Genomic DNA, 24,186 nt, shown 5'->3' on the forward strand with positions numbered 1-24,186 from the left:
TGAAACCGGGATACGCAACGTCGTAGATAAGGGAACGGCCCGTTCCTCCAGGGCCGGTGGCGGGCGCGTAACCCTGCGCGCCCGCCACGTGGTCCCTCCGGTCAGGCCAGGTAGTCGGCGACCATCTCGGCGAAGTCCTCCGGCGTGCGAACCTCGACGCCGAGTTCGGCCGCCTTGACCGCCTTCGAACTCGGCTTGCCACCGGCGGACGGCGCCGCGACCAGGATGGACGTCTTGGCGTTGACGCTGCTGCCCGCGCGCCCGCCGGCCCTCTCGATCAGGGCGTTCATCTCGGACCTCGCGTAGGCCGCCAGCACCCCGGTCATCTTGCCGGTGACCACCACAACCTTGCCCGTCAGCGGCCCTGCACCCTCGCCCGCCGACGTCTCCTGGGGCTCTTCCATGTTGACGCCCGCGGCGATCAGCTTGTCGATGACCGGTGCCAGTGCGGCGACCTGCTCGACGATGACCGGGGCCTTCTCGGGACCGATGCCCTCGACGTCCTGCAACGCAGCCGCATCGGCCTGACGGATGTCTTCCATCTTGCCGAAGTGCCGCGCGATGCGGCGGGACATGCTGCGCCCGGTGCCGAGGACACCCAGGGCGCAGAAGACCCGGCTGAGGGGGAGCGCCTTGGCAGCCTCGATCTGCTCGGCGAGCTTGGCGGCCAGCTTGGCGCTTCCGGACGCTGCCGTGAGCTGCTCGGCGGTCAGGGTGAACAGATCGGCAACATCGGCAACGTCACCGGACGCGACCAGGGCCGCCACGGACGCCGGACCGAGGCCGTCGATGTCGAGCATGTCGCGTCCGGCGGCGTACTGGATCAGCGCCGGAAGCGCGCACGCGCTGCCCTGCGCGCAACGCCACCTCTCCTGCGCTTTGTTGATCTTTCCGTCGCAGTTGGGGCAGGCCTCGGGCAGCGGTACCTCCAGTGCCCCCGCCGGCCGCAGCTGGACCACGGCCCCCTGCACGCGGGGGATGATATCGCCCGCTTTGTAGACAGTCACGGTGTCTCCGATGTGGAGGTCCCGACGGCGAATGTCAGCGGGGTTGTGCAGCGTGGCCCGGGTGACGGTGGAGCCGTCGATCTCGACCGGGGTGAGGATCGCGGTCGGCGCGAGGACCCCGGTGCGGCCGACTTGCCACACGACGTCTTCCAGCACGGTCTGCCGCTCGACCGCCGCGAGTTTGACCGCGATGGCCCAGTGAGGAAAGCGCGAGCCGAACCCGGCCGCCGCCTGCTCCGCCGCGTCGTTCATCTTGATCACCACGCCGTCGATCCCGACGGGCAGCTCCGCACGCATGGCGGCGATCGCATCCACTTGCCCCTGTGCAGCGACGAGATCCGCGACGACATGGAGCCCTGCCGCGGAGTCCGCGGTGGTCTGGATGCCGACGGCGGCCACGGCCGCGAGGGTTTCCGCATGGGTGGCCCCGGCGGGCAGGTACGCGACCGCGTCCAGCTCGACCGCGCCGTAGGCCCAGAACGTCATCCGGAGACGGTACGGCCGGTCCTTCGCCCTGAGCGTGCCGGCTGTGCCGTTGCGGGGGTTGGCGAAGACCTGCGCGTTGTGCGCGGCCCGGACCTCGTTTGCCGTCTCGAACTGGGCCTGCGTGAAGGCGACCTCGCCGCGGACCTCGATGGTGACCGGCTCGGTGAGCTGCTCGGGGAGACCGTCGATCTGGCCGATGACGTGGCTGATGTCCTCGCCGTGGCTGCCGTCCCCGCGCGTGATGATCTGCACCAGACGGCCGCTGCGGTACCGGGCGGCCACGGCAGCGCCGTCGATCTTCGGCTCGACGGTGAACCCGCCCTTCGGCGAGCGTCCCAGCCGACGCTCGACCGACACGCCCCATGCCACCAGGCCCTCGGCGTCAAAAACGTTGTCCAGGCTCAGGAGGCGGGTGGTGTGCGCGACGTCGCCGACGGGCGCGGCCCCGTCGGCGACGAGGCCGGTAGGCGAGTCCGGGGAGACCTCGGCCGGGTGCTCCTGCTCCCAGGCTTGTACGGACCGCCGAAGCTGGTCGTACGAGACGTCGTCCAGGACGCTGTCGCCGTCGCCGTAGTACGTCCGTGAGGCGTCGCGCAGAAGCTGGAGCGCGGCCTCGTACTCGGGGCGGCTGGACGCGGCGGACAGCGCCTGAGCGGCGGGAAGAGTCGTCATGAGGGTGATCCTCTCGTAAGGGTCTGACAGTGGTGGGGACCGAAAGGGGGCGAGGCCCGGACAGGGGGTCGTCCGGGCCTCGCCGGCCCCGGCCGTCGAGGGGAGTGCACGGCCAGGGCGAGCCGCGCAAAGCGGCTCTTCGGAAGTGGCTTTGTGTTGGGGGCGATACCCCGCCCTCACGACAATCAATATACACACAGAAAACAGAAGAAGCAACATGAGGCCCAGGATGGGATCGTCCTAACCCCCGACCGGGCCTTCCTGGTTCGGTCAGATCTGGCCGACTCGTCGGGATGCCCGGTAGCCGGCGGAGCCCCAGGGGCCTGAGACCGCGCGGCATCCCGAGGCCCGGCACCTGCGATTGCCTAGACCGTGTCGCCCTCGGCCCGGGTTTCGACGCGGTGCAGCACGTGGGGGGCGATGAGGTCGGCGCCACCGTCCTCCCAACGCACAGCCTGGAAGGCGTAGGGGGTGCCGTCAGCCATCCCGAAGGCGTGCCCAAGTCGTTCGGTTCCCCTGGCGCGCATGACCAGGTGCGTTCCGTCTGCGTAGTAGGTGAGCGCCGGGTCGAACATGGTGGCCGGGCAGGTCACGTCCGACGCCAGGGGGCGCGCCCGGATGACGATGTCCGCGACCTGGTCGGCGTCGATCCCGGGCATGTTCATGCGCCGGTCAGGCTCGACCTTCCAGGACAGGCCAGGGAACAGGCGGTTGACCTGATCCCGGACCCACTGCCATGCCTCGTTCGAGGCTTCCTCGGTGGCCTCGTTCGCCGAGGAGTGCCAGCCCTCGGCACAGTCGGCGCCCTGTTCACCGAGGAGGGCCATCACCTCGGAGTGAGTGATCTCGTCCGGGAGCGGTGTCCCTGCCTGCAGGCGGTGGACGAATCGGTGGAAGAGCTGCAAGGCCAAGGACTCGCCGTCCAAGTGGTGGGCGTAGACGATCCGCAGCACCTTTCCGTGTCCTTCGGAATCAGGGACCAAGGCGGCGATGGCGGGCGGCGGCGTGGCGTTGATGGCCATGGGGGTGCTCCGTTTCGGGCGGGGGCGGAGGGGCGACGGCAGCAGGGGGCCGGCCGCCGCCCCTGGGATCAGGAGGGGGGAACGGACTGCCACGGCCAGAACGGCGGGCGGGTCCTGGTGGGGTACAGCACGGGCCGGGTTTGCTGCTCGGCGGTCGCCCGCTCGGCGCGTTCCCGTACCGCTTCCTCCAGGAGCCGTGGGTCGTTCAGCGCGTCTCCGCAGGAGACGGTCACGTGCCGACCGAGCCTCCAGAGCTGGGCGCTCACGGCGCAGCATGCGGAGTTGAGGGGGTCGAGGTCGTTCAGCCACCAGCGGTACTTAGCGGGGTCGTTGCCGAAGAACCGCAGCGTGGCGGCGGCGGCCCGGGCCATGGTGCCGGTCCCGGCGGCGGCTTCGAGGAACAGATCGCCGGGCCTGCGGTCGGTTGAGAAGAGGATGTCGCCCATGTGGTCGGCGGCGACGGCCGGGGTGAAGAACTCGCCGGTCGACTGCCGCTCGCTGTAGCTGCGCATCCGAGTGATGAGCAGGCCGAGGACGTCGTCGGACTCGGCGCGGGCGGTGTCGGAGCAGTACTCCAGCAGCCCCGCGCGGACGAGGACCCGGGCGTAGTCGGACAGGCCGCGGATGTCCGTTTCGGTGGGGTGGGAGAGCCAGTCGTGGAGTGGGCGGGCGGCTTCGGTCAGGTCCGGGTCGTACGTCCAGAAGGAGTTCCAGCCGGCCCGAAGTGCGTCGATGAGCTGCTCGTCGTTCAGAGGGAGCAGGAGCGGGCCGTAGTCGGGGCCCTCCGGCCGCGAGGGGGCGGACAGAGCGAGCCCAGCCAGGGTGCCCACCGCGATGGCCCGGTCGCTGGAGCCGCCGCGGTTGGACGTCCACCAGGCATGCGCGGCGTCGGCTATGGCGTGGGCGTGGTCTCGCCCGCTTTCGGGCGCCATGGCGCGGCGCATTCCGGCGGGCGGGATGCCGTACAGCGTCACGTCGCGTCTCCCGGCCCCTGCGCGATGAGTCGGTCGAGTTCGGCGACGAGCGGCGGCAGGAGGGTGCGCTTGCGTCCCAGGCGGCTGGAGCCGAAGGACTGCAACGTTCCAGGGTGGCCGTTGGGCTGGAAGTCGCTGTCGACGATCCAGGTCCGGTCTCCGGGCATGCGGGACAGACGGTAGGCGGCCTTGTTGAGCAGCGTGCTGTGTTCGAAGAGAAGGAGTTCGGCGTACAGGCCGGTGACGTTTCCGGCCTGGCGTTCGCCCAGGACCGGCACGACGCCGGTGTGCGCCACGGTGGTGTCCTCGTCGGTGATGGTGGCGGTGAACGTCCGGGCGGCGCGCAGCGGGGCCAGCACTCGTTCGGCCGCCTGATGGGCTTCGGGGAACCCGATCGGGTCGGCGGCGAGGCACCGTCCGGCGAGGGCGAGCGGGTCGCGGGTAAGGGCCTCGGAGAGCTTGAGGGGAGCGAGTTCGCGCAACAGCGCGTCGCGCCCGAGGGTCACGAGGTACCAGTACTGCTGAGCGCGGGTGGTGGGGGTCATCGTGTCCATGGGGGTCCCTTCCGGGGGCGGGGGGCGCTGGAGGGACAGTCCGCCCAGCGGGTCAGTTCGGGGTGCGGCGTCGGCTCAGGTGCTCGCCGAATCGGCTTCCTCTGCCGTGAGGTCTTCGAAGTAGTCGCGGGCGCTGGCGACCAAGCCGGGGACGTCGCACCCGAAGGACTGGGCCGCGTCCAAGAGCGCCGCGAGCATCCCCGCCTCTCGCTCCGCTCCGGCGGCGACGACGGCGCACACAGCGGTGAGGTGGACGGGGTATGCCTCGCTGCGCAGCTCCTCGGCGGCCTGGTAGAGGTCCCGGGGGCCGACGCGCCCGTCAGTCAGGCAGAAGAGTTGCGCGACCAGATCCCCGATCACGCGGTCGGCGCTCTCTTGGTCATCGACGACTTGGTCACCGGGGTGGTTGAAGGCGACCTGAGCCATGGCTTCGGCCGCAAGGACGCCGAGCCGAACGCGCTCGGTCCGCTCGGGCACGGGCAACAGCGTTGTCGGGGCGTGCTGGTTGTACGCCTCCAGAGCCTCGCTGGCCCACGCCGCGCGGTCCGCGTTGGTGCACTCGCGGACGGGATCCATGTTGATCCCGGCGTTGCGCGCCACGGCGATGCGGGCGGCCTTGCGTGCAGTGATGGAGATGTCCACGGTTGTCCTCAGGGTGAGGTTCGAAGAGTGCGGTCGGTGAGAGCGAGGTCCCGCTCGATCACGGTCATCACGATACACATTGAAATAGCAATACACAACACTCAGGCGGGGCGACGATCATCCGCCCACTTCGGGTACGGAAGCGAGGGCATCCCGAAGACTGTCCTCGACCTCTCGGCCCGGGTCCGCGCAGCGGGCAGCAGGTACCGCAGGTTGCCGGGGTGACGAGCGGCGCGGGCGCCGATCGCCGGCAAGATCTCGGCCAGCCAGCGAGCCGGCTCCTCCTCGGGGCGCAGCGGCCGCGCCCCAAGAAGTTCGAGGCGCCGGACGACCCCGCCGCTGCCAGCCTCCCGACCGGTGACCTTGGCTTTTGACCGTGCGCTGAGTACGGACCCGTCGGGCAGGAAGCACAGGGACCGGGCGGTGCCGCGGCCCGTGAACCGGGCGCCGAGCGCCTGGTAGACGATGCCTAGATGGCCAGGGGAGCCGATCACGACACCCTCGCCGGTGACCCGCCGGCGCGGCATGGGGTCGGCGAAGGAGACGGCTGCGCGCAGCCCGCTCTCCGCCGCGAGCCGCAGGGCTCGGGACACCAGGAACGTCTCCCCGTTGGCCGGGACGGAAGGGCTGACGATCAGTCGAGCCAATTCAGCGCTCTCCACGTACGGAGCAAGTCCGGGGAAGGGCACGGTCAAAACTCGCTCGTTCATCGGGGAGGCGAGCACCACGGCTCCGACCAGGACGTGCCCGTGCACGGTCTGATCGCCTGGGCCGGCCTCGGCCTCGGTGTCCAGCATCCCGAAGCGTTGGATGGCTGCGGGCCTTATCTTCACGATGATCTTTCAAGCAGCCACGTCAGGCACGTACCGGCTGACGTGGCTCAGTCATCGGTATCCATGGGGTGTTCAGGATTACAGGCACATTTGTCACGTCCTTCCGTGCCGAGCGGGCAGAGGTGACTAGGGACCGGGCAGCGTGGGTCGTCGTCGGAGCGTACGACTACGCCCTGCACCGCGAGGGGTCGCTCTTCCTTGTCGGACTGCGCAACGCCGGCCGGGCGTACAACACCGAGCGCACGTACGCGGGCCGTACGGCCTTGTACCTCTCGTACTGCGCTCACCAGCGCCTCGACTGGGCGGCGGTGACGGTCTGGCAGCTGTCGCGGTTCTTGCACTGGCTGGTCGAGGAACCGCTGCCGTCGCGGAGCCGGCGGGGTGGCGGGCCGGAACGGTTTCGCGGGGACAACACCGCGAACGCGATCGTCGGCACGGTCTGCGAGTTCCTGGCCTTCGGCGTCCGGATGGGCTGGGTGGCCAAGGAGTTGCTGGGGCAGCTGACGGAGCCCAAGTACCTGCGCTACCTGCCTCCGGGCTACGACCCGGGCGAAGACGACCAGCACCGGACGGTCCGGTCCCGGCTGATCAAGCTGGCCTCCCTGGACGCGGGGATCGAGTGGCTGACCATCGAGCAGATCGCACGCCTGGTGGACGTCGCCCGGCACGCGCGGGACCGCTTCCTGGTGCTGCTGCTGTGGAGCACGGGGATGCGGATCGGCGAGGCGCTGGGGCTTCGCCGCGAGGACATGCACCTGCTCCCCGACTCCCAGGCGTTCGGCTGCCAGGTGAAGGGCCCGCACGTTCACGTGCGGCGCCGGCTGAACAGCAACGGCGCCTGGGCGAAGTCGCGGCGGCCGCGGGTCATACCGGTGACCACCGAGCTGGTCGCCGGTTACGCCGACTACCTCTACGAGCGGGCCGCGGTGCCGGAGGCCGAGTTCACCGAGCAGGTCTTGGTGAACCTCTTCCGGGCCCCACTGGGCCGGGCGATGACCTACTCCAACGCCAAGGACCTCTTCGATCGCCTCGCCCGCGCGGCCGACCTGATCGCCCGCCCTCACATGGTCCGGCACGGTGCGGCGACGCACTGGATCCGTGGCGGCACCGACCGCTCCGTCGTTTCGGACCTGCTGGGACACCTGTCGGACTCGTCGATGAGCGTGTACGTCCATGCCTCCGACGACGACAAGCGGGCCGCCGTCGAGCGCGCGGACGCCCGGCGTCTGGAGATCGCCCGATGAGCCTGCAGACTGTGGCCGCCCCCGCGGCCGATCCGGCCGTGGTGCCGCTACCCTTCGACCGCCCGCGGTGGCAGGCGTGGCTGGACGAGCACACCGACCCGTTGTGGCGGTCGGACGAATGGGTCGGTGAGCACTGGCTGTTCACCGGTGACCCGGACGAGTCGACGACGGCGATCTGGCGCTGCAACAGCGCCGGCTGCCACGTCGCGGTCCGCGCGAGCCGGCACCTGTGCCGGTCCTGCTACGAGCAGTTCGTGGAGAGCGGGCTCAGCCGGGAGGAGTTCGTGACGGTGGGCCGCCGGGCGACGGTCCGGGCCTTGCCCGGGTCGCGGCCGCCGTGCTCGGCGGAGCGCGAGGGGGTCCGCTGCGCGCTGGAGGCGGCGAGCCGGGGCAGCTGCATGCCGCACTACGTGAAGTGGCGGTACCAGTACAAGAGCGGGCATACACAGCTGGATCTCGCCGACTGGCTCGCGACCGTGGCCCTTCCCCTTCCTCCCGGCCGCCCGTGCCTGGTGGGAGCCTGCGACGGCACGGCGCACGGCCGCCGGACGGAGTTGTGCACCTACCACCGCGAGCGCTGGCGCCAGCACCGCAAGGCGCTCGGCGTGAAGGGCCCGGCCGCCGAGGACCTGGCCGTCTGGGCGGCGGTGCAGAGTCCGCACCTGAACGGCTTCCAGTTCACCCTGCTGCCGCTGAACCCGCTGCTGCGCCGCGAGGTCCTCTATGCCCTGGTCCAGCGCGATACCCAGCGGCCCACGCTGAGCCCGGTCGCGGTGCGGCTCCTGGTCCGCGGCCTGGAGGGCGTCGACAGTATCGCCGCCCTGCCGCCCAAGCAGCTCGCCGACCTCGGGTACATCGACCGCAACTGCGAGGCCCACTGGAACGACGTCCTGCGCCTGGTGCGAGCGGCCTTCGACCGGTTCCGGGGTATCGACCCGCTCGACAAGCCCGTGTGGGAGCTCGCCGACCTAGGCCTGCGCTCGCGTACCCGGTCCGGGGTCCGTACGGTCCCGCGGCAGTTGGACACCTCGGTGATCCGGCAGGACTGGCTGCGCCGGCTGCTGGCGGACTGGGTGAAGGAGACCACCCCCGAGAACACCGACTTCCGGCGGTTCTTCAAGGGCTGCACGGCCGCATCGCGCGCCCTGGAGCTGCGACCGGGCGGCGGCCACGACCCTGCTGCGCTGAAGATCACCGACATGGACGCCGTCGTCGAGGAGATCCGTTCCCGCCAGCGGGAAGACGGCACCGGACCGCTGTCCGCGGGCGCCCGCAACGAACTCCTCACGAGCTTCTGCCAGCTGCTCGACTTCGGCCGCCGCCTGCAGCTCCTCGACGACCTTTCCACCGGTTTCGCCCGCCAGCGCCACCACCAGATCCCCTACGAGGACGCGAGCGAGGACATGGCCGGCAAGGCCATACCCGAGCTCGTCATCGCCCAGCTGGACGCGGCCACCGACCTCATCGGCGTCGACTTCCCGTACGGGGACTTCCCGCCGGAGGTGGTGCAGGCCATGCTGCGCGTCGTCTACGTCCTGCTCCGTGACACCGGTCGGCGCCCCTGGGAAGTGCGCTGGCTGCGCATCGACTGCCTGGATACCGACGGCGGCGAGTACGTCCTGATCTGGGACAACCACAAATCGCGGCGCAACCGGCGCCGTCTGGAGATCAGCCGGGAGACCGCGTTCGCGATCCTGGCGTGGCTGAAGATCCGGGCCACGCTGAAGCTCCCGGCCCGCTCGAGGACCTTCCTGTTCCCCGCCGCCCGGCACGCCTACGACGCCTGCATCGACGCCAACACCGTGGCGAAGATGCTCCGCATGTGGGTCGACGGCCTGCCCGAGCTGGTCACCGACACGGCCGACGAGGACGGCCTGCCGCTGCCCTTCGACCGCAGCCGCATCTTCGCGTACGCCTTCCGGCACACCTACGCCCAGCGGCACGCTGACGCCGGCACCGACCTGCACACCCTGCGCGATCTCATGGACCACCGATCGGCAGACACCACGGTTGGATACTTCACGGTCTCCCTGAAGCGGCGCCGCGAGGCCGTGGAGACGATGCGGCTGCACGTCATGGACCGCTCAGGGCACCCGATGCCGACCTCGTCGGCCACCGTGTACGACGCCCGGTCGGTGGGGACGCCGTTCGGCAACTGCACCGAGCCGTCCAACGTCAAGGCCGGCGGCGGGAAGTGCCCGATCCGCTTCCAGTGCTCGGGGTGCGGCTTCTACCGACCTGACCCCTCGTTCCTCCCAGCTGTCGAGGACCACATCCGCGGCCTGAAGGCCGACCGGGAGAGCGCCGTGGCCATGGACGCCGCCGCGTTCGTCATCCGCAACCTCACCGACCAGATCGACTCCTTCCAGGTCGTGGTCACCGGCATCCGCACCGCGCTCGCCGAGATGCCCGAAGCCGAGCGGCACCACATCGAGGAGGCAGCCGCCCTGCTGCGCAAGGTCCGCGCCGGGGAGCCACCGAACCTCCTGCCAATCGTCGGCCTTCCCACTAGGAGCACGTGCCATGGATGAGCCCCGAACCCCTGCGCAGGTCCTGCGCGAGGCCCGGCAGAAGGACTCCCGCGACAAGCGCGCCCGGGTCCTGACCGTGGTCGACCAGATGCTCGCCGAGAAGGAACCGGTCACCTTCACCACGGTGGCGCGGCGGGCGAAGGTCTCGCACTGGCTGGTCTACGCGGAGGGCGTGCGCGAGGTCATCGAGCAGGCGCGGCGCCGCCAGGCCCGCCAGCCGCGCGAGGACGGCGCCCGCAAGGCCCCGGCGGGCTGGCAGGTGGAAGTACAGATCACCCGGGAGGACAACCGGCGACTGCGGGAGGAAGTAGACCGGCTCAAGGCCGCCGTGCGCCGATCCCTGGGCCAGCAGATCGACCAAGTCGGCGCCGCCGACCTCCGCGCCCGCGTTGACGAGCTCACCGCCGCCAACCAGCGCCTCGAAGGCGAACTCGCACAGGTGAAGGCCCATGCTGAGGAACTGCAGGGCCGGCTCACCGAGACAGAGGACGATCTCGCCGGGGCGCGGACCAGTCTGCGCCGCATGATCCGGAATGGGAACCAGGAGCCCGCCGTGTGATCCAGGCCAGTACGGCACCACCACGACGTTCACTACCAGCGCGGCAGACAGGAACCGCCCATCGCGCAGGTTCGGAGGTCCGCACGATGTCCCGGTGGGTGCCCGGTGGCTTCGCACCCTGTCGGCACAGCGCGTGACCAGGGATGATGCCCACCATGGCCCTCGACCAGAATCTCGTTCCGCTACGTTCTACGCGCTCGCTGCCCCTGGTGTTCGCCATCGGGGCGGCGGTCGGCGTTCTGGGCGGGATGATCGGGCTGGGCGGCGCGGAGTTCCGCTTGCCGCTGCTGATCGGCCTGTTCGGGTTCGCCGCGCTGTCCGCGGTCATCCTGAACAAGGCGATGAGCCTGGTCGTGGTCCTGGTGGCGCTGCCCGCCCGCATGGCGACCGTCCCGGCCTCAGAGGTGGCCGCGCACTGGCCCGTCGCCGCCAACCTGCTGGCCGGGAGCCTGCTAGGCGCGTGGGCCGGAGCGTCGTGGGCGGTACGGATGCGCTCCGCCACCCTCTACAAGGTCCTGGCCGCGCTGATGGTCCTCATGGCCGCCGCCCTGGTGATCACCCACACCACCACCCTGGGCACCCTCGCGCTGCCCTTGGCAGCGCAAGTACCCCTGGGCGTGTTCGCCGGGTTCGGCATCGGGGTGGTCGCGGCGATCATGGGTGTGGCCGGCGGTGAGCTGCTGATCCCGACGATCGTGCTGCTGTTCGGCCTGGACATCAAGACGGCCGGGAGCCTGTCCCTGCTGGTGTCGCTGCCGACGATGCTGGTGGCCTTCGCCCGCTACAGCCGTGACGGCAGCTTCGCCGTGCTCGGCGCCAACCTCCGCTTCACCCTCGTCATGGCCGCGGGCTCGATCGCCGGCGCGGTGCTGGGCGGCCTGCTCCTCGGGGTGTTCCCGGAGGCGGTGCTCATCCCCGTCCTGGCCGTGATCCTGCTCGTCTCCGCGGTCAAGCTCGCCCGCCACGACTGACGTGTGCAAAGCCGCCGCGCGGGACGAAGTTACCGCGCGGACGAACGCCGGGTCGCTGCGCGGCCGCCTCGCCGCGCTGTCCAGCGTCGTCGCAGCCAGTTACCGCATTCGCCGACCGCGACCAGGAAGGCGGCGGAGGCGGCGCATCCGGTGAGCGGTGCAGGGTGTCCGAGAGCGGTGCCTGCCAGCCAGAGGATGCCGGTCAGGGCTGCCCACCAGGCGATGACCGAGAGCGGGGTGCGCAGGAGTGCCGGCTGTGTCATCGGCTGCCGTTCTGGGCCGCTTTGAGGCGGGTCAGGCCGAGCGCCAGGCATCCGGCGACCGCGACGATTCCGGCGGCGGCGGTGAGGGCCAGGCTCACTTCAGGGGCGGCTCCGGCCAGGCGGGGAATCGCGTTGAGGGGTGCCACGGCGTAGAGGCCGAGGAGGGCCCAGCCGTGGACGCGCACGGGCGCGAGCCGGGCGCGCAGCCGGGCAGGTACTCGGCCGGCGGCCATGGCCAGTCCGGCGGGCAGCAGGGTGCAGGAGAAGAGGGCCAGGCCGATCCACTGCCAGATCATCGTCGTGGGTTCCTGTCGGGTGTCGGGTCGGGGCGGAAGGTGAGCGTTACCGGCGGCCAGCGGCGGCCATGACGAGGCCAGTGACGAGCAGGGACAGCCCGAGGATGAGCACAGGGACGCCGGGCCCGGGCAGGAAGTACATCGCCACGCCGGCCAGGGTCAGCGGTGCGCCGACGGCGGCCATCACCTTTCCGATCTGTCGTTCCGACATGGCTGCTCCTCGTCCGGCGAAGGGGGTGGGTCGGCCGAGGCGGCGCTGCCGGTGACGAAGGCGGCGAGTACCCCGGCAAGCAGGGCCCAGGCCACCGCCGCCCAGCCGTAGCGGGCGCCGCCGATCAAGGCCGTGGCTGCGGCGACCGTCACACCGGCTGCCACGGCCCGGGGGCTGGTGGCGAACGCCCACTGCCGCCGGGCGCTGCCCGGATGCCGGAGCTCGGTGACGGCCGTGCGGATGACCAGGGCGGCGATGACGATCACGGGCGCCAGCAGGGAGGCATCGCCGTCGGCCATCAGGTGGGCCGCCCGTCCGTACGAGCGGTGGTGTCTTCGGCGGTGGGGGTGTGCTGGTAGATGTCGGGGATGCCGTCGTGGTCGGCGTCGAGCGTCTCCGCCTCGTAGAGGCGCCGGTAGAGGGTGTTGCGCCGCCGCAGCAGGACGGCCGCGAGGACGGCGGCGGTCAGGGAGGCGACGAGGACGGCGGCCTTGACGTGCTCGCTTGTCTGGCCGCCGGGGAAGGCGAGTTCGCCGATGAGGAGGGCGACGGTGAAGCCGATCCCGGCCAGCACCGACAGGCCCAGGACGTCGGCCCAGGCGAGGTCGGGGTTGAGCTGGGCGCGGGTGAAGCGGGCGGCCAGGTAGGTTCCGGCGAAGATCCCCACCGTTTTGCCGACGACCAGGCCGATCACGACGCCGAGGGGTTCGGGGCTGGTGAACACCGCGCCCAGGGCGGGTCCGGAGATGTTCACCCCGGCGGCGAACAGCGCGAACAGCGGGACCGCGATACCGGCGGAGAGCGGGTGGACCAGGTGTGAGACCCGGGCGGCGGGTGAGACCTCTTCGCCCTTGTCGCGGGTGGTGCGCAGGATGAGGCCCATGGCGACGCCGGCGACGGTGGCGTGGACGCCGCCGTTGTACATCAGCGCCCAGATCGCCAGCCCGAGGGGCACGTACCACCACCAGCCGCGTACTCGCAGCCGCTGCAGCAGGTAGAAGAGGACCAGGCCCGCGATGGCTCCGGCGAGTGCCCACAGGTTGAGGTCGGAGGTGAAGAACACCGCGATGATCAGGATTGCGCCGAGGTCGTCGACGACGGCGAGGGTGAGGAGGAAGGCGCGCAGCGCGGCCGGCAGATGGGTGGAGAGGACCGCGAGGACGGCGAGGGCGAAGGCGATGTCGGTGGCCATGGGGACCGCCCAGCCCGCGCTGCTGCCGCCTCCCGCCGTGGTGGTGGCGAGGTAGAGGGCGGCGGGTACGGCCATCCCGCACAGTGCGGCGATGACGGGCAGCGCGGCGGTGGCCGGGGTGCGCAGTTCGCCGACGACGAGCTCGCGTTTGAGCTCGATGCCGGCGACGAGGAAGAACACGGCCAGCAGCCCGTCGGCCGTCCAGTGCCCCACCGACAGGTCCAGGCCGAGGGCCGGTATCCCGAAGTGGAAGTCGCGCACGGACGCGTACGCGGCGCTCCAGGGGCTGTTGGCCCAGATCAGGGCGAGGACGGCGGCGCCGAGGAGGACCAGGCCGCCGACGGTCTCGGTGCGCAGGGCCCTGGTGATGGCCTGCCGTTCGGGTAGGGGCAGCAGACCGAGGAAGGGGGAGCGGATGTCGGCCATGGCAGTGGGCCTCCGGGTGTCAGCGACGGGAGGGCACACTGCCCCCAGGACGCCGACCAGACTTCCCGGCACACCGCGCGCCTTTTCTTGACGCGTTCTTTACACCGTATCCGCGGCGAGGAAGCCTGTCTGCCCCGCACGGTTCCGCAAGATCACATCGGTGTCAGGTTGTGATCAGCCCTGGCGGGAGGCGCACCGCCAGGCGGCGACGGCGGCGAGCACCAGTGCCGCGGCCGCGTACAGCTCGGGCCGCTCGGAGGGCATCGTGTAGAGGGCGGCGCCCGCGATCGTGAGGATCGCGCCCATCACCAGCAGGGGCGAGGCCGGACATCGAGGCGGGCGGCGGGGCATCGCGGGTCAGGGCCCGGCCGGTGCGGCCTGGTGCAGGCGCGTACGGAGCGTTTCGGCGAACTCTTCGGCGCGGGCCAACTGGACGCGTAGCTTGTCGACCTGCTCGGTGGCGGCCTGCTCGTACTCCCGCATCCGCCCCAGCAGGGCCTCGCGCTCACCGAGATCGAGGCCGGGCTCGTTGTCGAGGCGGTCGGTGGCGTCCAGGAGGTCGCGCATCTGGTCGAGGGTGAAGCCGAGCGGCTTCATCCGGCGGATGACCATGAGGCGGGCGACGTCGGTCTCGGTGTAGAGGCGGAAGCCGCCCTGCGAGCGGGCCGAGGGCACGACCAGACCGGTCTCCTCGTAGTGCCGGATGGTCCGCAGAGACAGCTCCGTCCGCGCGGCGACCTCGCCGATCTGCATGTGCCTGTCGTCCACGCCCGCGGCCTGGCCCTTCTCGTTGTGGCGGGCCGCGTCCCGTGCGGCCCCACCGATCTCTACTCTAACGTTAGGGTAGAGTTGCTGGTGGCGAGGGCGGCCCATGGTGCCCCGCTACTGCCGTGTCGGGGCCGACGGTGCCCCCGGCGAAGATCCGATTCTTGCAGGAGAGAGCGTGCGCGAGCCCATGACGCCGACCGCCGCCGCCTGCCCGCCGTGACGCTTCGCCTCTGGACGTGAGCCGCCCTGCCGCAGCCCGGCTTCGTCCCGTTCTTCGACTTCCGGCCCGCCCCGTTGCGGGCCGTCCGCGGGGCGCCGGCCCGGCCTTCCGCGTTCTCCCGCACGCCCCTGGCCTGCCCTGAGCAGGGTGTGCCCGAGCACGACAGGTACCTGCTTCCTTGTCTTCTTCCGTTGTATCCCCCGCCGCGCGACTGCGCGGCCTGCGCCCCGACTGGCTGAACAACCCGAAGGTCTGGCGCACCGAGGTCCTCGCGGGTCTGGTCGTCGCCCTCGCACTGATCCCGGAGGCGATCTCGTTCTCGATCATCGCCGGTGTCGACCCGGCGGTCGGCCTGTTCGCCTCGTTCACGATGGCCGTGGTCATCTCGATCGTCGGCGGCCGGCGGGCCATGATCTCCGCCGCGACCGGCGCCGTCGCCCTGGTGATCGCCCCCCTGAACCGTGAGCACGGCTTCGGCTACCTGGTGGCCGCGGTCATCCTGGCCGGCGTCATCCAGGTCGCGCTCGGCGCGCTGGGAGTGGCCAAACTGATGCGGTTCGTGCCGCGGTCTGTGATGGTCGGCTTCGTCAACGCCCTCGCCATCCTGATCTTCATGGCCCAGGTCCCCGAGATGACGGATGTTCCCTGGCCGGTGTATCCGCTGATCATCGGCGGGCTGGCGTTGATGGTGTTCTTCCCGAAGATCACCACCGTCATCCCGGCCCCGCTCGTCTCCATCGTCATCCTCACCGTGATCACGGTGGCCGCCGGGATCGCGGTGCCGACGGTCGGCGACAAGGGCGACCTGCCGTCCTCGCTGCCCGTCCCGGGCCTGCCGGACGTGCCGTTCACCCTGGAGACCCTGACCACCGTCGCCCCGTACGCGTTCGCGATGGCGCTGGTAGGCCTGATGGAGTCGCTGATGACCGCGAAGCTGGTCGACGAGATCACCGACACCCACTCATCCAAGACCCGCGAATCGGTCGGCCAGGGCATCGCCAACATCGTCACCGGGTTCTTCGGTGGCATGGGCGGCTGCGCCATGATCGGCCAGACGATGATCAACGTGAAGGTGTCCGGCGCCCGCACCCGCCTGTCCACCTTCCTGGCCGGTGTCTTCCTGATGGTGCTGTGCATCGTCTTCGGCCCGGTCGTCTCCGACATTCCCATGGCTGCCCTCGTCGCCGTCATGGTCATGGTGTCCTTCGCGACCTTCGACTGGCACTCCATCGCCCCCAAGACCCTCAAGCGCATGCCCGCGGGTGAGATCGCCGTCATGGTCATCACCGTGATCTGCGTGGTCGCCACCGACAACCTCGCCATCGGCGTCGTCGTCGGCTCCGTCACCGCGATGGTCATCTTCGCCAAGCGCGTCGCCCACCTCGCAGAAGTCACCGCCGTCACCGACCCCGACGGCAGCACTGTCGTCTACTCCGTGACCGGCGAGCTGTTCTTCGCCTCCTCCAACGACCTCGTCGGCCAGTTCAACTACGCCACCGACCCGAAGAAGGTCGTCATCGACCTCTCCAAGGCGCACATCTGGGACGCCTCCTCCGTCGCCGCCCTGGACGCCATCGAGACCAAGTACACCCAGCGCGGCAAGAGCGTGGAGATCACCGGCCTCAACGACCCCAGCGCCGACCTCCACGGCAAACTCACCGGCGAACTCACCAGCCACTGACCCCCGGCCCCGCGGAACGGAGGACCCCGGCCGACTACTGGGGCCCTCCGTCCAGACGGCACACGCCGACTTCGAGCCCTTCAGATACGAGAACAGGGCACATCTAGAAGCACAACATGGTCGCTGGGATGTGTACAGCAAGCTGCGAAATGCGATAGCTCGGCATGCCCACGAAGGTAAACCTCGACCCGACTGGAAGGCAGGATCTGATGCAGGCTCGCGGCTGGCCATGTGCCTTACATGGCTGAGGCTGTAGTGCTGCTCTGACCTGCAGTGCTACTTGACAGCTGCAGATAACGGGCCATCCGGAGAGATAGTGCTGTGAGGTGACGTAGCGGCGTGCCGTCTGCTCGTCGATCCGGACGACCTCGTATCGAGCCCTGCGGAAGCCTCCTTCGGAGGCGTGCCGCCAGCTGGGTACGCCGAACGACCACCGCTGGGCATAGCCTCGCGGGTCGCCCGCCACCATCGCCCGCAGCTCACCGGCGCTGGGCATGACCGGCATCCCGTTCACGCCGCCTCCCGGACCGCGGCCAGGTGGCCCAGGAGGTCTTCGCGCCAGCGCAACGCGTAGGGAAGGCAGTTGGCCTCGCTCTTGTGCGTGCCGCAGGTCCGCTCGAACCTGCCGCCCTTCGACCACGCCATGCTGTCGGCGGAAGCCACGTGCCGCCACGAGACGTCGAGTCCGGTCTTCTTGTAGCCGAAGGCGTGCAACCTCAAGCCCATGGCGTGCAAGTCCTCCAGGATCCAGCTCGCCGTGAAGGTGCTGGGCCGCCGGCAGATGCTGCCCACGCCGACGAGGGGCTCCTTGGTCAGATCGACGCCGGCCGCCGCGAACTTTTCGACGCACCGCGCGTAGTGGGGACGAAGCCACCCCTGGACGACGGGGATGATCGGGAGCTCGGGGGCGAGCTCGCGCAACGTCAGGAAGTTCGCGACGGTGAGGTCCTGGTGCTGGTCGATCGTCAGGCCGGTCATGCGCAGCGCGTCGTCCTCGCACATGAGGTCTTGCTGACTGGCCCAGGACAGCCGGCCCACCTCATCCCTGTACCTGCGGATCTGCTGCACGTACTGCTGCGGGGTGGTGCGCCATTCGCCGAACTTGGTGATCTCCGTGAAGCCGCCGCTGTCGAGCGCCCACGGGTGGCCGGCGCGGGGAAGGGTTTTGACGCGGGCGAGCTGGCGGTTCGACACGAACATCGGCACGCGGCTCTCCTTGAGCCAGTGCGGGCGGTGGACGCCGAGCCAGAAGGTCGGCAACGGCGGTGCCGCCTGTGCGGGCTGTGCTGGAACGAGAACGGGCATGACCTCTCCGAACGTGAAGGCATCGGGTGGGGCGGTGCCGCCGCGCGGGACCTCCGCGCGGCGCGGCGGGCAGGGCTCACCAGCCGACGAGGCCCTTGTCCTGCGCGGCCGCGAGCTCCCGCAGACGCGCGTGGAGCCGGGTTGCGTCGCCAGGACCGCAGCCGTACCGCTCGAACACGGCCCGGGCCGCGACGGCGCGGGAGCCGGCGAAGGCAAGGTCGCCCTGCGCGACACGGAGCCGGGTCAGGGCCCGCGTGGCTGCGACGAGGCGAGCCGCGTCGATGACCGGTGCGAGGCCCGGGCCGTGGGCGGGGGTGTACATGAGGGCGGTCACCTGCTCGCCGACTTCAGGGCACAGGCTTTTGGCAGACGTCAGCCAAGGGCGCCGGGCGCTGGTGAGGGCCGGCGACCAGCTCTGGCCGCGGTCGGTGCTGACCACGGCGCACTCGAACTGGAGGCTGACCCGGTACGTGAGCGACACGGCGGCCCGGACGTCCATGTGCTCCCCGTGAGCCACACCACTCTGGGCAAGGCCCGGCGTGAAGCGCACCTGCGCGGCCCGGCCGTGGATGGTGGTCTCCAGCTCGTAGTTCGCCTGAACCACGGCTTCGACGTCGAGCTCACCGGGGCCCGAGTATCCCGGGAGGGGGAGGGCTTGGCGGAGCAGGCCGGCGCGGAGCTGCTGGGCGAGAAGTTCCGAGAGGTCCTGGGCTGTACAGGTTCCGGTGGCGTGCGTGATCGAGCGGATCCCAGCGCGTGCCGCAGCGAGTAGCTGCTCCTCGGCGACGAGCGGGTCGAAATCGACTGAGGGCATGACGGAGCGCTCCATGAGACGAGGCGGGGGGAGGCGACGTACGACTGGCGGGTGCGTCGGGTGGCCGACGGTGGGGGAGCGCGGCCGGGGCGCGGAGCTAAGGCGCGAGTGGAGGGCCGGGGCGTGAAGGTGCCGGGCGCGCGGTGGTGGAGCTGCGCCAGGGGCGGGCGGCTGTCTCAGCGCACACCCGCGGGGCAGGGGGCCGCAGCGAAAGCAGTGGGTGCCCGCCCGCCTGCGGCCGGTGACGGCGGAGTCAGGTGGAGTCGCGAGAGCCGGTCAGCGCTCAGCTGCGGGCAGCGGCGCCCGGTCGAGTTTGAAGAAGCACCGGCCGAGCTCCTGCGCGGACCACGTGAACGGGTTCCAGTCCTTCTCTCGGACGGTGACGATGACGCCGGTCGGTGATTCCTCGACCGCTTTGACCCGCACGATCGGGAAGTGGCCGCTGGCGACACCGTCGCGCATGAGGCGGTCCCCAGGCCCGACCGGAGCCTGGACCTCGCCGCCGGTGTACCGCGTGTAGGGCACCAGGACCTGCGGGATCCCTTCCGGCACGGCCAGCGCACGATCGGTCAGCATGTCGGCCAAGTGCTCTCTGATCAGCGCGTAGAGACGCTGGGACGGCGGGTCCTCCACCGTGAGTGCGACGAACGCCAGGCGCAGTGCCTCGTCGTCCAGGCCGGGCGGATATCCGCGGTTGTCGGCGCGGGCGAGGACGTCCTTGGCGTACCGGTGGGCCAGACGACCGCGGTGGAGGGACCCGGCGGCGGGCGGGCTCGCGGCGACGCACGCCGGACAGGAGAGCGGGGCGTCGGTGACGCGCGCCGGGTCCAAGTGCTCGTAGTGGTGGACGACCGAGTACCGGCCCGCGTCGCAGACCACGTCAATCAGAAAGCCGGTGTGGCTGTTGAGCAGACCCTCGTGAACGGCGCCGTCGTGGCCGATGAGGTTCTTGTGGTCCATGTCTTCTCCGCCGCCCCCGGGGGCGGCGTCCTCGCTTTCGGTGCGTCGGGTGGGTGGCTGGCGGCACGGGCGCGGTGCTCGCGGCCCCGCGCCTCACGTGCCGTCCGGCCTACTTGCTGAGGTAGAACTTCACCCCCCGGCACACGACCAGGATCGGCCCGGTCGCGTTGATGATCAGCTGGTACGCCTCCTGCTCGGAGACCGATCCCGCCTCCGTCACGGTCTCGTCGAACCGGGTCTGACCCTGGAGGTAGCGGATCAGCTCATATTTGGCCACCGGCCCGTCGAGCGGAATCGTCGCCCCCATCGGCGAGTGGGAGTCGCTCAGGCCCCGCCCGATCCATCCGGCCGAGAGCTGGAGCGGGGCCGGGAACGGGACGCGGTGCGCAAGGTGCCGGGCGACGGCTTCGTGGGCGCGCTGGTCCCACATTCCGTTCCAGACATCGCTCGCGTTCCTGGCCTCTTCGTCGTACGCCGCCAGGGCCCGGCGCATGTTCAGGTACTCGTTGTCCTCACGGAAGATCCGGGACCTGGACCAGTTGCCGGTCGTGTCGAAGCCGTCATCCATCGACTGCCCGTCGTGCTGGCGGCCGACCATCCAGTGCCCCGTGGACTCGTCTACGCCGAGCCACACACCCTCGAAGGAGCCGCGCCACTCGCGCCGTGCCTGGTCGACCACGGTCCAACCCTGGTGCTGCTCACCGGTCTTGATGCGCATGAGTGTCTCCTGATCTCGTCGGTAGGGAAGGGCTGGGACGCTCAAGCCGAGGGGCGAGCACCACCAACTGAGATCAGAATACACAGTGAAATATGAATAAGCAACATTGAGTCGCGTCGTGTGCCCGCGGGCATCACGGTGCCATCGCGGCGTCGGCTCGGATCCCGGCGGCGAAGGCGGAAGCCGTCAGGACCCGGACCGAGCAGCGAGTTACCCCCACGCGCGGCCGGCATCTGGCTGCAGGGCGGGATAGGCGGTGGCCAGGACCTCCTCGGCGAGGAGAGCGGGCCCGCGCGAGTAGGCGAGGGTCTCCTGCCCGTCGCCGGACTGCACAACGGCCAGATCCGCATGGCGGCCGGCGACCCTGTGCACGGCCCGGCGGAGGTCTTCGTTGCCGGTGAGCAAAAGCCTGCCCGGCCCGAGGGGATCGGAGGCGAGACGGGCGAGGCTGATGGAGCCGGGCGCGGGACCTGCGGTGCGGGCGGCGAAGTCCAGGCTCGCGTACGCCTGGACGACGTCGGGGCAGCGGCGGCCGGCGGTGCGGCGGACGGCCACGCCGTGGCTTCGGCCGGCAGCTCCACCAGCGGGAGGTTCGGGGTCGAGCAGGTGCAGGGTGCGGAAGGGGTTGGCGAGTTCGTCCTCGACACCCGTTGCGTCGCGGTCCCGGAGCGCGTACATGCTGACCAGGCAGGCAATGTCCGCGGCGACTACCGATCGGGCCGGGCTCTTGTGGCCGGCGGCTTCGGCGGCCGCCACAAGGCGTCCCTGCAGTTCTGCGCGGCTGTACCGGCTGATCGGGGAGTACCCGAAGAGGTAGCGCCAGCTGGGCACATGGCACCGTTCGGCGCTCACCAGCCACCAATGAAGCACCCACAGGCTGGTGTCGAGCTCAAGGAAGGGGTCTGCTCCGGCTTCCTCGTCCAAGAGCCAGTGGGCCCGGTCGGTGGGCACCAAGTCCCGGCCGTGCCGGGCGGCCAGTCCGAAGGCCTGGGACCAGAAGGACATGGCCGGGACCATGCTCTTGCCGACTCCGAGCACGACGGTCGCGTCGGGGCGGCGCAGGGCGGCGTGATCCTGGAGCAGGGCGAGGTAGACCTTGCGGAGCCACCCGTCGCGGGGTGGGTAGCCGCGGTGCCGGCCGAAGGCGGGCAGGCAGCCGGTCATGGGGGTGTGGTTCGGCACGGTGATCCCTTGGTGAGGCTCAGTCGAGTGAGAGGGGGCTGCGGTCGGAGAGGGTGAGCCGGGCGACGAGACGCGCGAGGGGCTGCGCCCAGTCGGCCGGTGGGCCGGGGACGAGGAAGTCCTCGCTCCAGGTGGTGCCGTCGCCGACGAGCGGTCGGCTGGTCACCTGGACGTGCCGCAGGCGGGCTTGGGCGGGGGCGAGTTCGAGCTCGTAGGCCCGGGTTTCGGTGTCGATGTACCAGGTCAGACAGCCCTCGGCGTCAGGGCATCCACAGGCCAGCATGTACACGCGGGTCCGGCTGGGGATGGGCAGGACGGCGCGCAGCGCCTGAGTCACGGCCTGGCCCTCCGTGTGGTCGTGAACGTGCGCCACGTTTCCTCCTTTCGGCCCGGCCCACGGAAGTGGGCCGGGCCATGCGGCTACCTGCTGGCCGTGAGGGCGTCCAGCAGCTGCTTGGTGGTGCGGGTGGCGATCGCGAAGCGGACCATCTTCATGACGTCATCGCGGTGGCGGGCCACGTCGCGCGCCTGGGCGAGGGTGTCCTCGGCCAGGTCGGGCTGGGCGAGGACGTCTCCGCAGCCGACGACCGCCCGGGGGCCCAGTTCCCATACGAGGGCATTGACGGCGGCTCCGGCGGCGGCGAGGGGGTCGAGTTCGAGCATGACCCAGCCGCGGTCGGCTGGGTCCTCGCCGTCGCGGCGCAGTTCCTGCGCGGCGGAGCGGAAGAGCCCTCCGGTCCCGGCGGTCGGCTCGAGAGCCCACTCGCCGCGTTGGTGGGGCCGCTTTTCTGAACTGCCGTCGTTGGCCAGCATCGCGGTGATCAGGGCGCTGACATCGGGCGGGGTGTGGTACTCGCCGAGGCTGCGCCGGGAGTGGTGGTGGCGCAGGCTTGTGATGACCCAGGAGAGTAGGTCGATCCGGGACCTTCCGGCGGGGTCGGTGTCTCCGGTGTGCTGGAGGACCCCGTGGCGCAGTGCGGCGCGGGTCACGGCCTGCACGCCCGCGAGGTGCGTGTCGTGGAGGTCCTCTCTTGTCCAGTCGAACAGGGGGCGGGCGGTGGTCCACAGGTCGGGGCGAAGGCGCCAGTAGTAGTTGGCGCTCTCGGCAAGGCCGCGGACCAGGACGCGCGGGGGTTGTGCGGCGATGTACGCGGCGATCGTGTCGGCGGCCTCGGCGCCCGGGGACTTCTGGGGCCACAGTGCGAGGGCGGCGACGACCCCTGCGGGGATGTCCAGCCGGCTGCCGCCGGCGGCGTACCAGGCGTCGGCGACCGCCTCGCCGAGGACGGAACCGGGGCTTCGGCTGACGGTGATCGGGGGGCAGTCGGTCGTGCCGGCATGCCGGGCACAGCTTGGATCGGTGCAGTTCTGGGCCTTGTGGGTGTGTGCCTGGTCAACGGCCTCGATCACGAGGGCGGCGGTGGTGTCAGTGGACATGAGGGTTCCAGGACGTAGGTGGGTCTGCTGGTCGGGAACAGGAGGGCAGGGCCAGGGCCGCGGGCGAGAACGCACCGTCCGCGGCCCCCCGGGCCTGCACGTTGTGGTGACGGGTGGTGCCGTACGAGCGGCCACCCCCGGCACATTCAGAGGACTCCGCGGCGGGACAGGTCCGGCTCGCACAGGGAGCACGTCCCGCACGGCGCGTGGTCGGTGCATCCCGGCTCCGGGAGGGCATGGGCCGCTGCGTCCTCGCGATGGATGAACTTGGGCCACTCGCGTTCGTACAGGAACTCGCCGGCCCACTCTCGGGACTGGAATCCGGGGATGCGCGAGGCGTCGTTGGTCGCATCGGGCTGGGCGACCCACGTGGTCGTGCCGTCCGAGAGGGTGTGTTCCCACACGTACCCGTGCACGGTGGGGCTGGCCTTGTTCACCACGAGGAACCCGCGGGTGTAGTTGTTGTGGGCGGGCTGGAAGTCGATGTGCTGGGCGAGGCCGGGCAGCATGATCACGCCTCCGAAGGGTGAGTGCGGGTGGTGTTGGGGGTGCGGAGTCTGAGGGAGCCCAGCCCTCTCGGTGGCCTGCACGCGCCCCGACTTGGGGCGCGAGGCTCATTCCTGTGGGAACCGAGGGCGGTCCGGTGCTTGCTCGTGTGCCGGGCGGCGTACTGCACGCACGGAGGCGTGGACCTACGCAACTCAGGGGCGAGGCATGCGGCTTGCGCGGGGCCGGATGCCGGACTTAGAGCCTCGCTACCGTCACCGAGTCGCGTCGGCGGAGTTCTTGACCACTCGGCCGCGCGGGGTGAGGGTCCACACCTCGTCGGGTGCTTCGCCCCGTTTCGGTGCGACCTGGGTGGCGGAGCGCCTCCACACGAGCAGATACGCACTGGGGTCTGCGTCGGGGAAGTCTTCGGCCGGACTGTCGGCGAGGGACGTGCCGTATTTGACGCCGTCGTAATAGGTCGGGCCGTGGTGGTGGGCCACGCGGCGCTTAAGTGCCCGCTCGGGAACCTCCTGGTTCGGGGCGAACTCCATCGCGGTCAGATCGGCCGGCTTCTTCCGGCGCGACGGTATGAACGTGAAGTACACAGTCATCGGCGTGAGTTCCCCGGGTCGTTGAGAGCGGGCTGAGGTGATGTTGGGCTGTGCCCCACCGCGCCGCCGTGGGTGGCGGCAACGCGGAGAGGCGTTGCCGGTCGGGTCGGGCTGCTCG

The 24,186-nt window shown here is 70.6% G+C and carries 27 protein-coding genes; 5 read left to right on the forward strand and 22 right to left on the reverse strand.

The window, feature by feature from the left end; all coding sequences use genetic code 11:
• Positions 1 to 101 precede the first annotated feature (101 nt).
• The 6 genes from ligA to IE239_RS10455 form a co-directional block, all read right to left on the reverse strand.
• The gene (gene ligA / locus IE239_RS10430; protein ID WP_190149052.1) at positions 102 to 2,165 is read right to left on the reverse strand and encodes an NAD-dependent DNA ligase LigA; all 2,064 of its coding nucleotides are present in this window, start codon (positions 2,163 to 2,165) and stop codon (positions 102 to 104) included.
• 365 nt (positions 2,166 to 2,530) lie between these two features.
• Complete coding sequence (locus IE239_RS10435) at positions 2,531 to 3,187, reverse strand: hypothetical protein (RefSeq protein ID WP_190148994.1); 657 nt, start codon at positions 3,185 to 3,187, stop codon at positions 2,531 to 2,533.
• Positions 3,188 to 3,255: 68 nt separating this feature from the next.
• Entirely contained in the window at positions 3,256 to 4,161 is a 906-nt protein-coding gene (locus IE239_RS10440) for a hypothetical protein (protein ID WP_190148995.1), read from the reverse strand.
• Entirely contained in the window at positions 4,158 to 4,715 is a 558-nt protein-coding gene (locus IE239_RS10445; RefSeq protein WP_229878005.1) for a hypothetical protein, read from the reverse strand. The genes IE239_RS10440 and IE239_RS10445 overlap by 4 nt, the downstream gene beginning before the upstream one ends.
• Positions 4,716 to 4,790: 75 nt before the next feature.
• Positions 4,791 to 5,357, reverse strand: coding sequence for a hypothetical protein (locus IE239_RS10450; RefSeq protein ID WP_190148996.1), 567 nt, complete (start codon positions 5,355 to 5,357; stop codon positions 4,791 to 4,793).
• Positions 5,358 to 5,458: 101 nt separating this feature from the next.
• Positions 5,459 to 6,154 carry a Mom family adenine methylcarbamoylation protein gene (locus IE239_RS10455; protein ID WP_190148997.1) on the reverse strand — a complete coding sequence of 232 codons (696 nt, stop codon included), beginning with the start codon at positions 6,152 to 6,154 and terminating at the stop codon, positions 5,459 to 5,461.
• A gap of 158 nt (positions 6,155 to 6,312) precedes the next feature.
• On the opposite strand from IE239_RS10455, the gene IE239_RS10460 reads away from it, so the two are divergent.
• The 4 genes from IE239_RS10460 (at position 6,313) to IE239_RS10475 (ending at position 11,495) form a co-directional block, all read left to right on the forward strand.
• Positions 6,313 to 7,434 carry a tyrosine-type recombinase/integrase gene (locus IE239_RS10460; protein WP_229878006.1) on the forward strand — a complete coding sequence of 374 codons (1,122 nt, stop codon included), beginning with the start codon at positions 6,313 to 6,315 and terminating at the stop codon, positions 7,432 to 7,434.
• Positions 7,431 to 9,965 carry a tyrosine-type recombinase/integrase gene (locus tag IE239_RS10465; protein ID WP_190148998.1) on the forward strand — a complete coding sequence of 845 codons (2,535 nt, stop codon included), beginning with the start codon at positions 7,431 to 7,433 and terminating at the stop codon, positions 9,963 to 9,965. The genes IE239_RS10460 and IE239_RS10465 overlap by 4 nt, the downstream gene beginning before the upstream one ends.
• Positions 9,958 to 10,524: a DUF6262 family protein gene (locus IE239_RS10470; RefSeq protein WP_190148999.1), complete on the forward strand. Its 567-nt coding sequence runs from the start codon at positions 9,958 to 9,960 to the stop codon at positions 10,522 to 10,524. Before IE239_RS10465 ends, IE239_RS10470 begins: the two co-directional genes overlap by 8 nt.
• 155 nt (positions 10,525 to 10,679) lie before the next feature.
• Positions 10,680 to 11,495, forward strand: coding sequence for a sulfite exporter TauE/SafE family protein (locus IE239_RS10475; RefSeq protein WP_190149000.1), 816 nt, complete (start codon positions 10,680 to 10,682; stop codon positions 11,493 to 11,495).
• 29 nt (positions 11,496 to 11,524) lie between these two features.
• Here IE239_RS10475 and IE239_RS10480 read toward each other — a convergent pair whose 3' ends face one another.
• The 7 genes from IE239_RS10480 to IE239_RS10505 form a co-directional block, all read right to left on the reverse strand.
• A complete protein-coding gene (locus IE239_RS10480; protein ID WP_190149001.1) occupies positions 11,525 to 11,758 on the reverse strand; it encodes a hypothetical protein in 234 nt (77 codons plus the stop codon).
• Positions 11,755 to 12,054 (reverse strand): hypothetical protein, encoded by a 300-nt coding sequence (locus tag IE239_RS10485; protein WP_190149002.1) that lies wholly within the window; start codon positions 12,052 to 12,054, stop codon positions 11,755 to 11,757. Before IE239_RS10485 ends, IE239_RS10480 begins: the two co-directional genes overlap by 4 nt.
• A 46-nt stretch (positions 12,055 to 12,100) precedes the next feature.
• Positions 12,101 to 12,265, reverse strand: a complete 165-nt coding sequence (locus IE239_RS10490; protein ID WP_190149003.1) for a PGPGW domain-containing protein — start codon at positions 12,263 to 12,265, stop codon at positions 12,101 to 12,103.
• Positions 12,238 to 12,564 (reverse strand): hypothetical protein, encoded by a 327-nt coding sequence (locus IE239_RS10495; RefSeq protein WP_190149004.1) that lies wholly within the window; start codon positions 12,562 to 12,564, stop codon positions 12,238 to 12,240. The genes IE239_RS10490 and IE239_RS10495 overlap by 28 nt, the downstream gene beginning before the upstream one ends.
• Entirely contained in the window at positions 12,564 to 13,883 is a 1,320-nt protein-coding gene (nhaA, locus tag IE239_RS10500) for a Na+/H+ antiporter NhaA (RefSeq protein WP_190149005.1), read from the reverse strand. The genes IE239_RS10495 and nhaA overlap by 1 nt, the downstream gene beginning before the upstream one ends.
• Before the next feature lie 174 nt (positions 13,884 to 14,057).
• Positions 14,058 to 14,189 carry a hypothetical protein gene (locus IE239_RS42950; protein ID WP_268254505.1) on the reverse strand — a complete coding sequence of 44 codons (132 nt, stop codon included), beginning with the start codon at positions 14,187 to 14,189 and terminating at the stop codon, positions 14,058 to 14,060.
• Between the two features lie 51 nt (positions 14,190 to 14,240).
• On the reverse strand, positions 14,241 to 14,651 hold the full coding sequence (locus IE239_RS10505; protein WP_190149006.1) for a MerR family transcriptional regulator: 411 nt from the start codon (positions 14,649 to 14,651) through the stop codon (positions 14,241 to 14,243).
• 398 nt (positions 14,652 to 15,049) lie between these two features.
• On the opposite strand from IE239_RS10505, the gene IE239_RS10510 reads away from it, so the two are divergent.
• The gene (locus tag IE239_RS10510) at positions 15,050 to 16,552 is read left to right on the forward strand and encodes a SulP family inorganic anion transporter (RefSeq protein ID WP_190149007.1); all 1,503 of its coding nucleotides are present in this window, start codon (positions 15,050 to 15,052) and stop codon (positions 16,550 to 16,552) included.
• A 510-nt stretch (positions 16,553 to 17,062) separates the two neighbouring features.
• Here IE239_RS10510 and IE239_RS10515 read toward each other — a convergent pair.
• The 9 genes from IE239_RS10515 to IE239_RS10555 all read right to left on the reverse strand — a co-directional run bounded on the left by IE239_RS10515 (position 17,063) and on the right by IE239_RS10555 (position 24,068).
• Positions 17,063 to 17,857 (reverse strand): deazapurine DNA modification protein DpdA family protein, encoded by a 795-nt coding sequence (locus IE239_RS10515; protein WP_024127026.1) that lies wholly within the window; start codon positions 17,855 to 17,857, stop codon positions 17,063 to 17,065.
• A 76-nt stretch (positions 17,858 to 17,933) separates the two neighbouring features.
• On the reverse strand, positions 17,934 to 18,671 hold the full coding sequence (locus IE239_RS10520) for a hypothetical protein (RefSeq protein ID WP_181411818.1): 738 nt from the start codon (positions 18,669 to 18,671) through the stop codon (positions 17,934 to 17,936).
• A gap of 276 nt (positions 18,672 to 18,947) precedes the next feature.
• Positions 18,948 to 19,631, reverse strand: coding sequence for a hypothetical protein (locus IE239_RS10525; protein WP_190149008.1), 684 nt, complete (start codon positions 19,629 to 19,631; stop codon positions 18,948 to 18,950).
• Between the two features lie 109 nt (positions 19,632 to 19,740).
• Positions 19,741 to 20,349, reverse strand: coding sequence for a hypothetical protein (locus IE239_RS10530; RefSeq protein ID WP_024127023.1), 609 nt, complete (start codon positions 20,347 to 20,349; stop codon positions 19,741 to 19,743).
• Positions 20,350 to 20,559: 210 nt separating this feature from the next.
• Entirely contained in the window at positions 20,560 to 21,531 is a 972-nt protein-coding gene (locus tag IE239_RS10535) for a DUF4007 family protein (RefSeq protein ID WP_024127022.1), read from the reverse strand.
• Positions 21,532 to 21,550: 19 nt separating this feature from the next.
• On the reverse strand, positions 21,551 to 21,904 hold the full coding sequence (locus IE239_RS10540; RefSeq protein WP_024127021.1) for a hypothetical protein: 354 nt from the start codon (positions 21,902 to 21,904) through the stop codon (positions 21,551 to 21,553).
• 47 nt (positions 21,905 to 21,951) lie between these two features.
• Positions 21,952 to 22,968 carry an N-6 DNA methylase gene (locus tag IE239_RS41960; protein WP_229878007.1) on the reverse strand — a complete coding sequence of 339 codons (1,017 nt, stop codon included), beginning with the start codon at positions 22,966 to 22,968 and terminating at the stop codon, positions 21,952 to 21,954.
• A 146-nt stretch (positions 22,969 to 23,114) separates the two neighbouring features.
• Positions 23,115 to 23,477 carry a hypothetical protein gene (locus IE239_RS10550; protein WP_024127019.1) on the reverse strand — a complete coding sequence of 121 codons (363 nt, stop codon included), beginning with the start codon at positions 23,475 to 23,477 and terminating at the stop codon, positions 23,115 to 23,117.
• Positions 23,478 to 23,729: 252 nt separating this feature from the next.
• A complete protein-coding gene (locus IE239_RS10555; protein WP_181411817.1) occupies positions 23,730 to 24,068 on the reverse strand; it encodes a hypothetical protein in 339 nt (112 codons plus the stop codon).
• Positions 24,069 to 24,186: the final 118 nt, after the last annotated feature.

The organism is Streptomyces humidus (genome assembly GCF_014649655.1).
GTDB lineage: Bacteria > Actinomycetota > Actinomycetes > Streptomycetales > Streptomycetaceae > Streptomyces > Streptomyces humidus.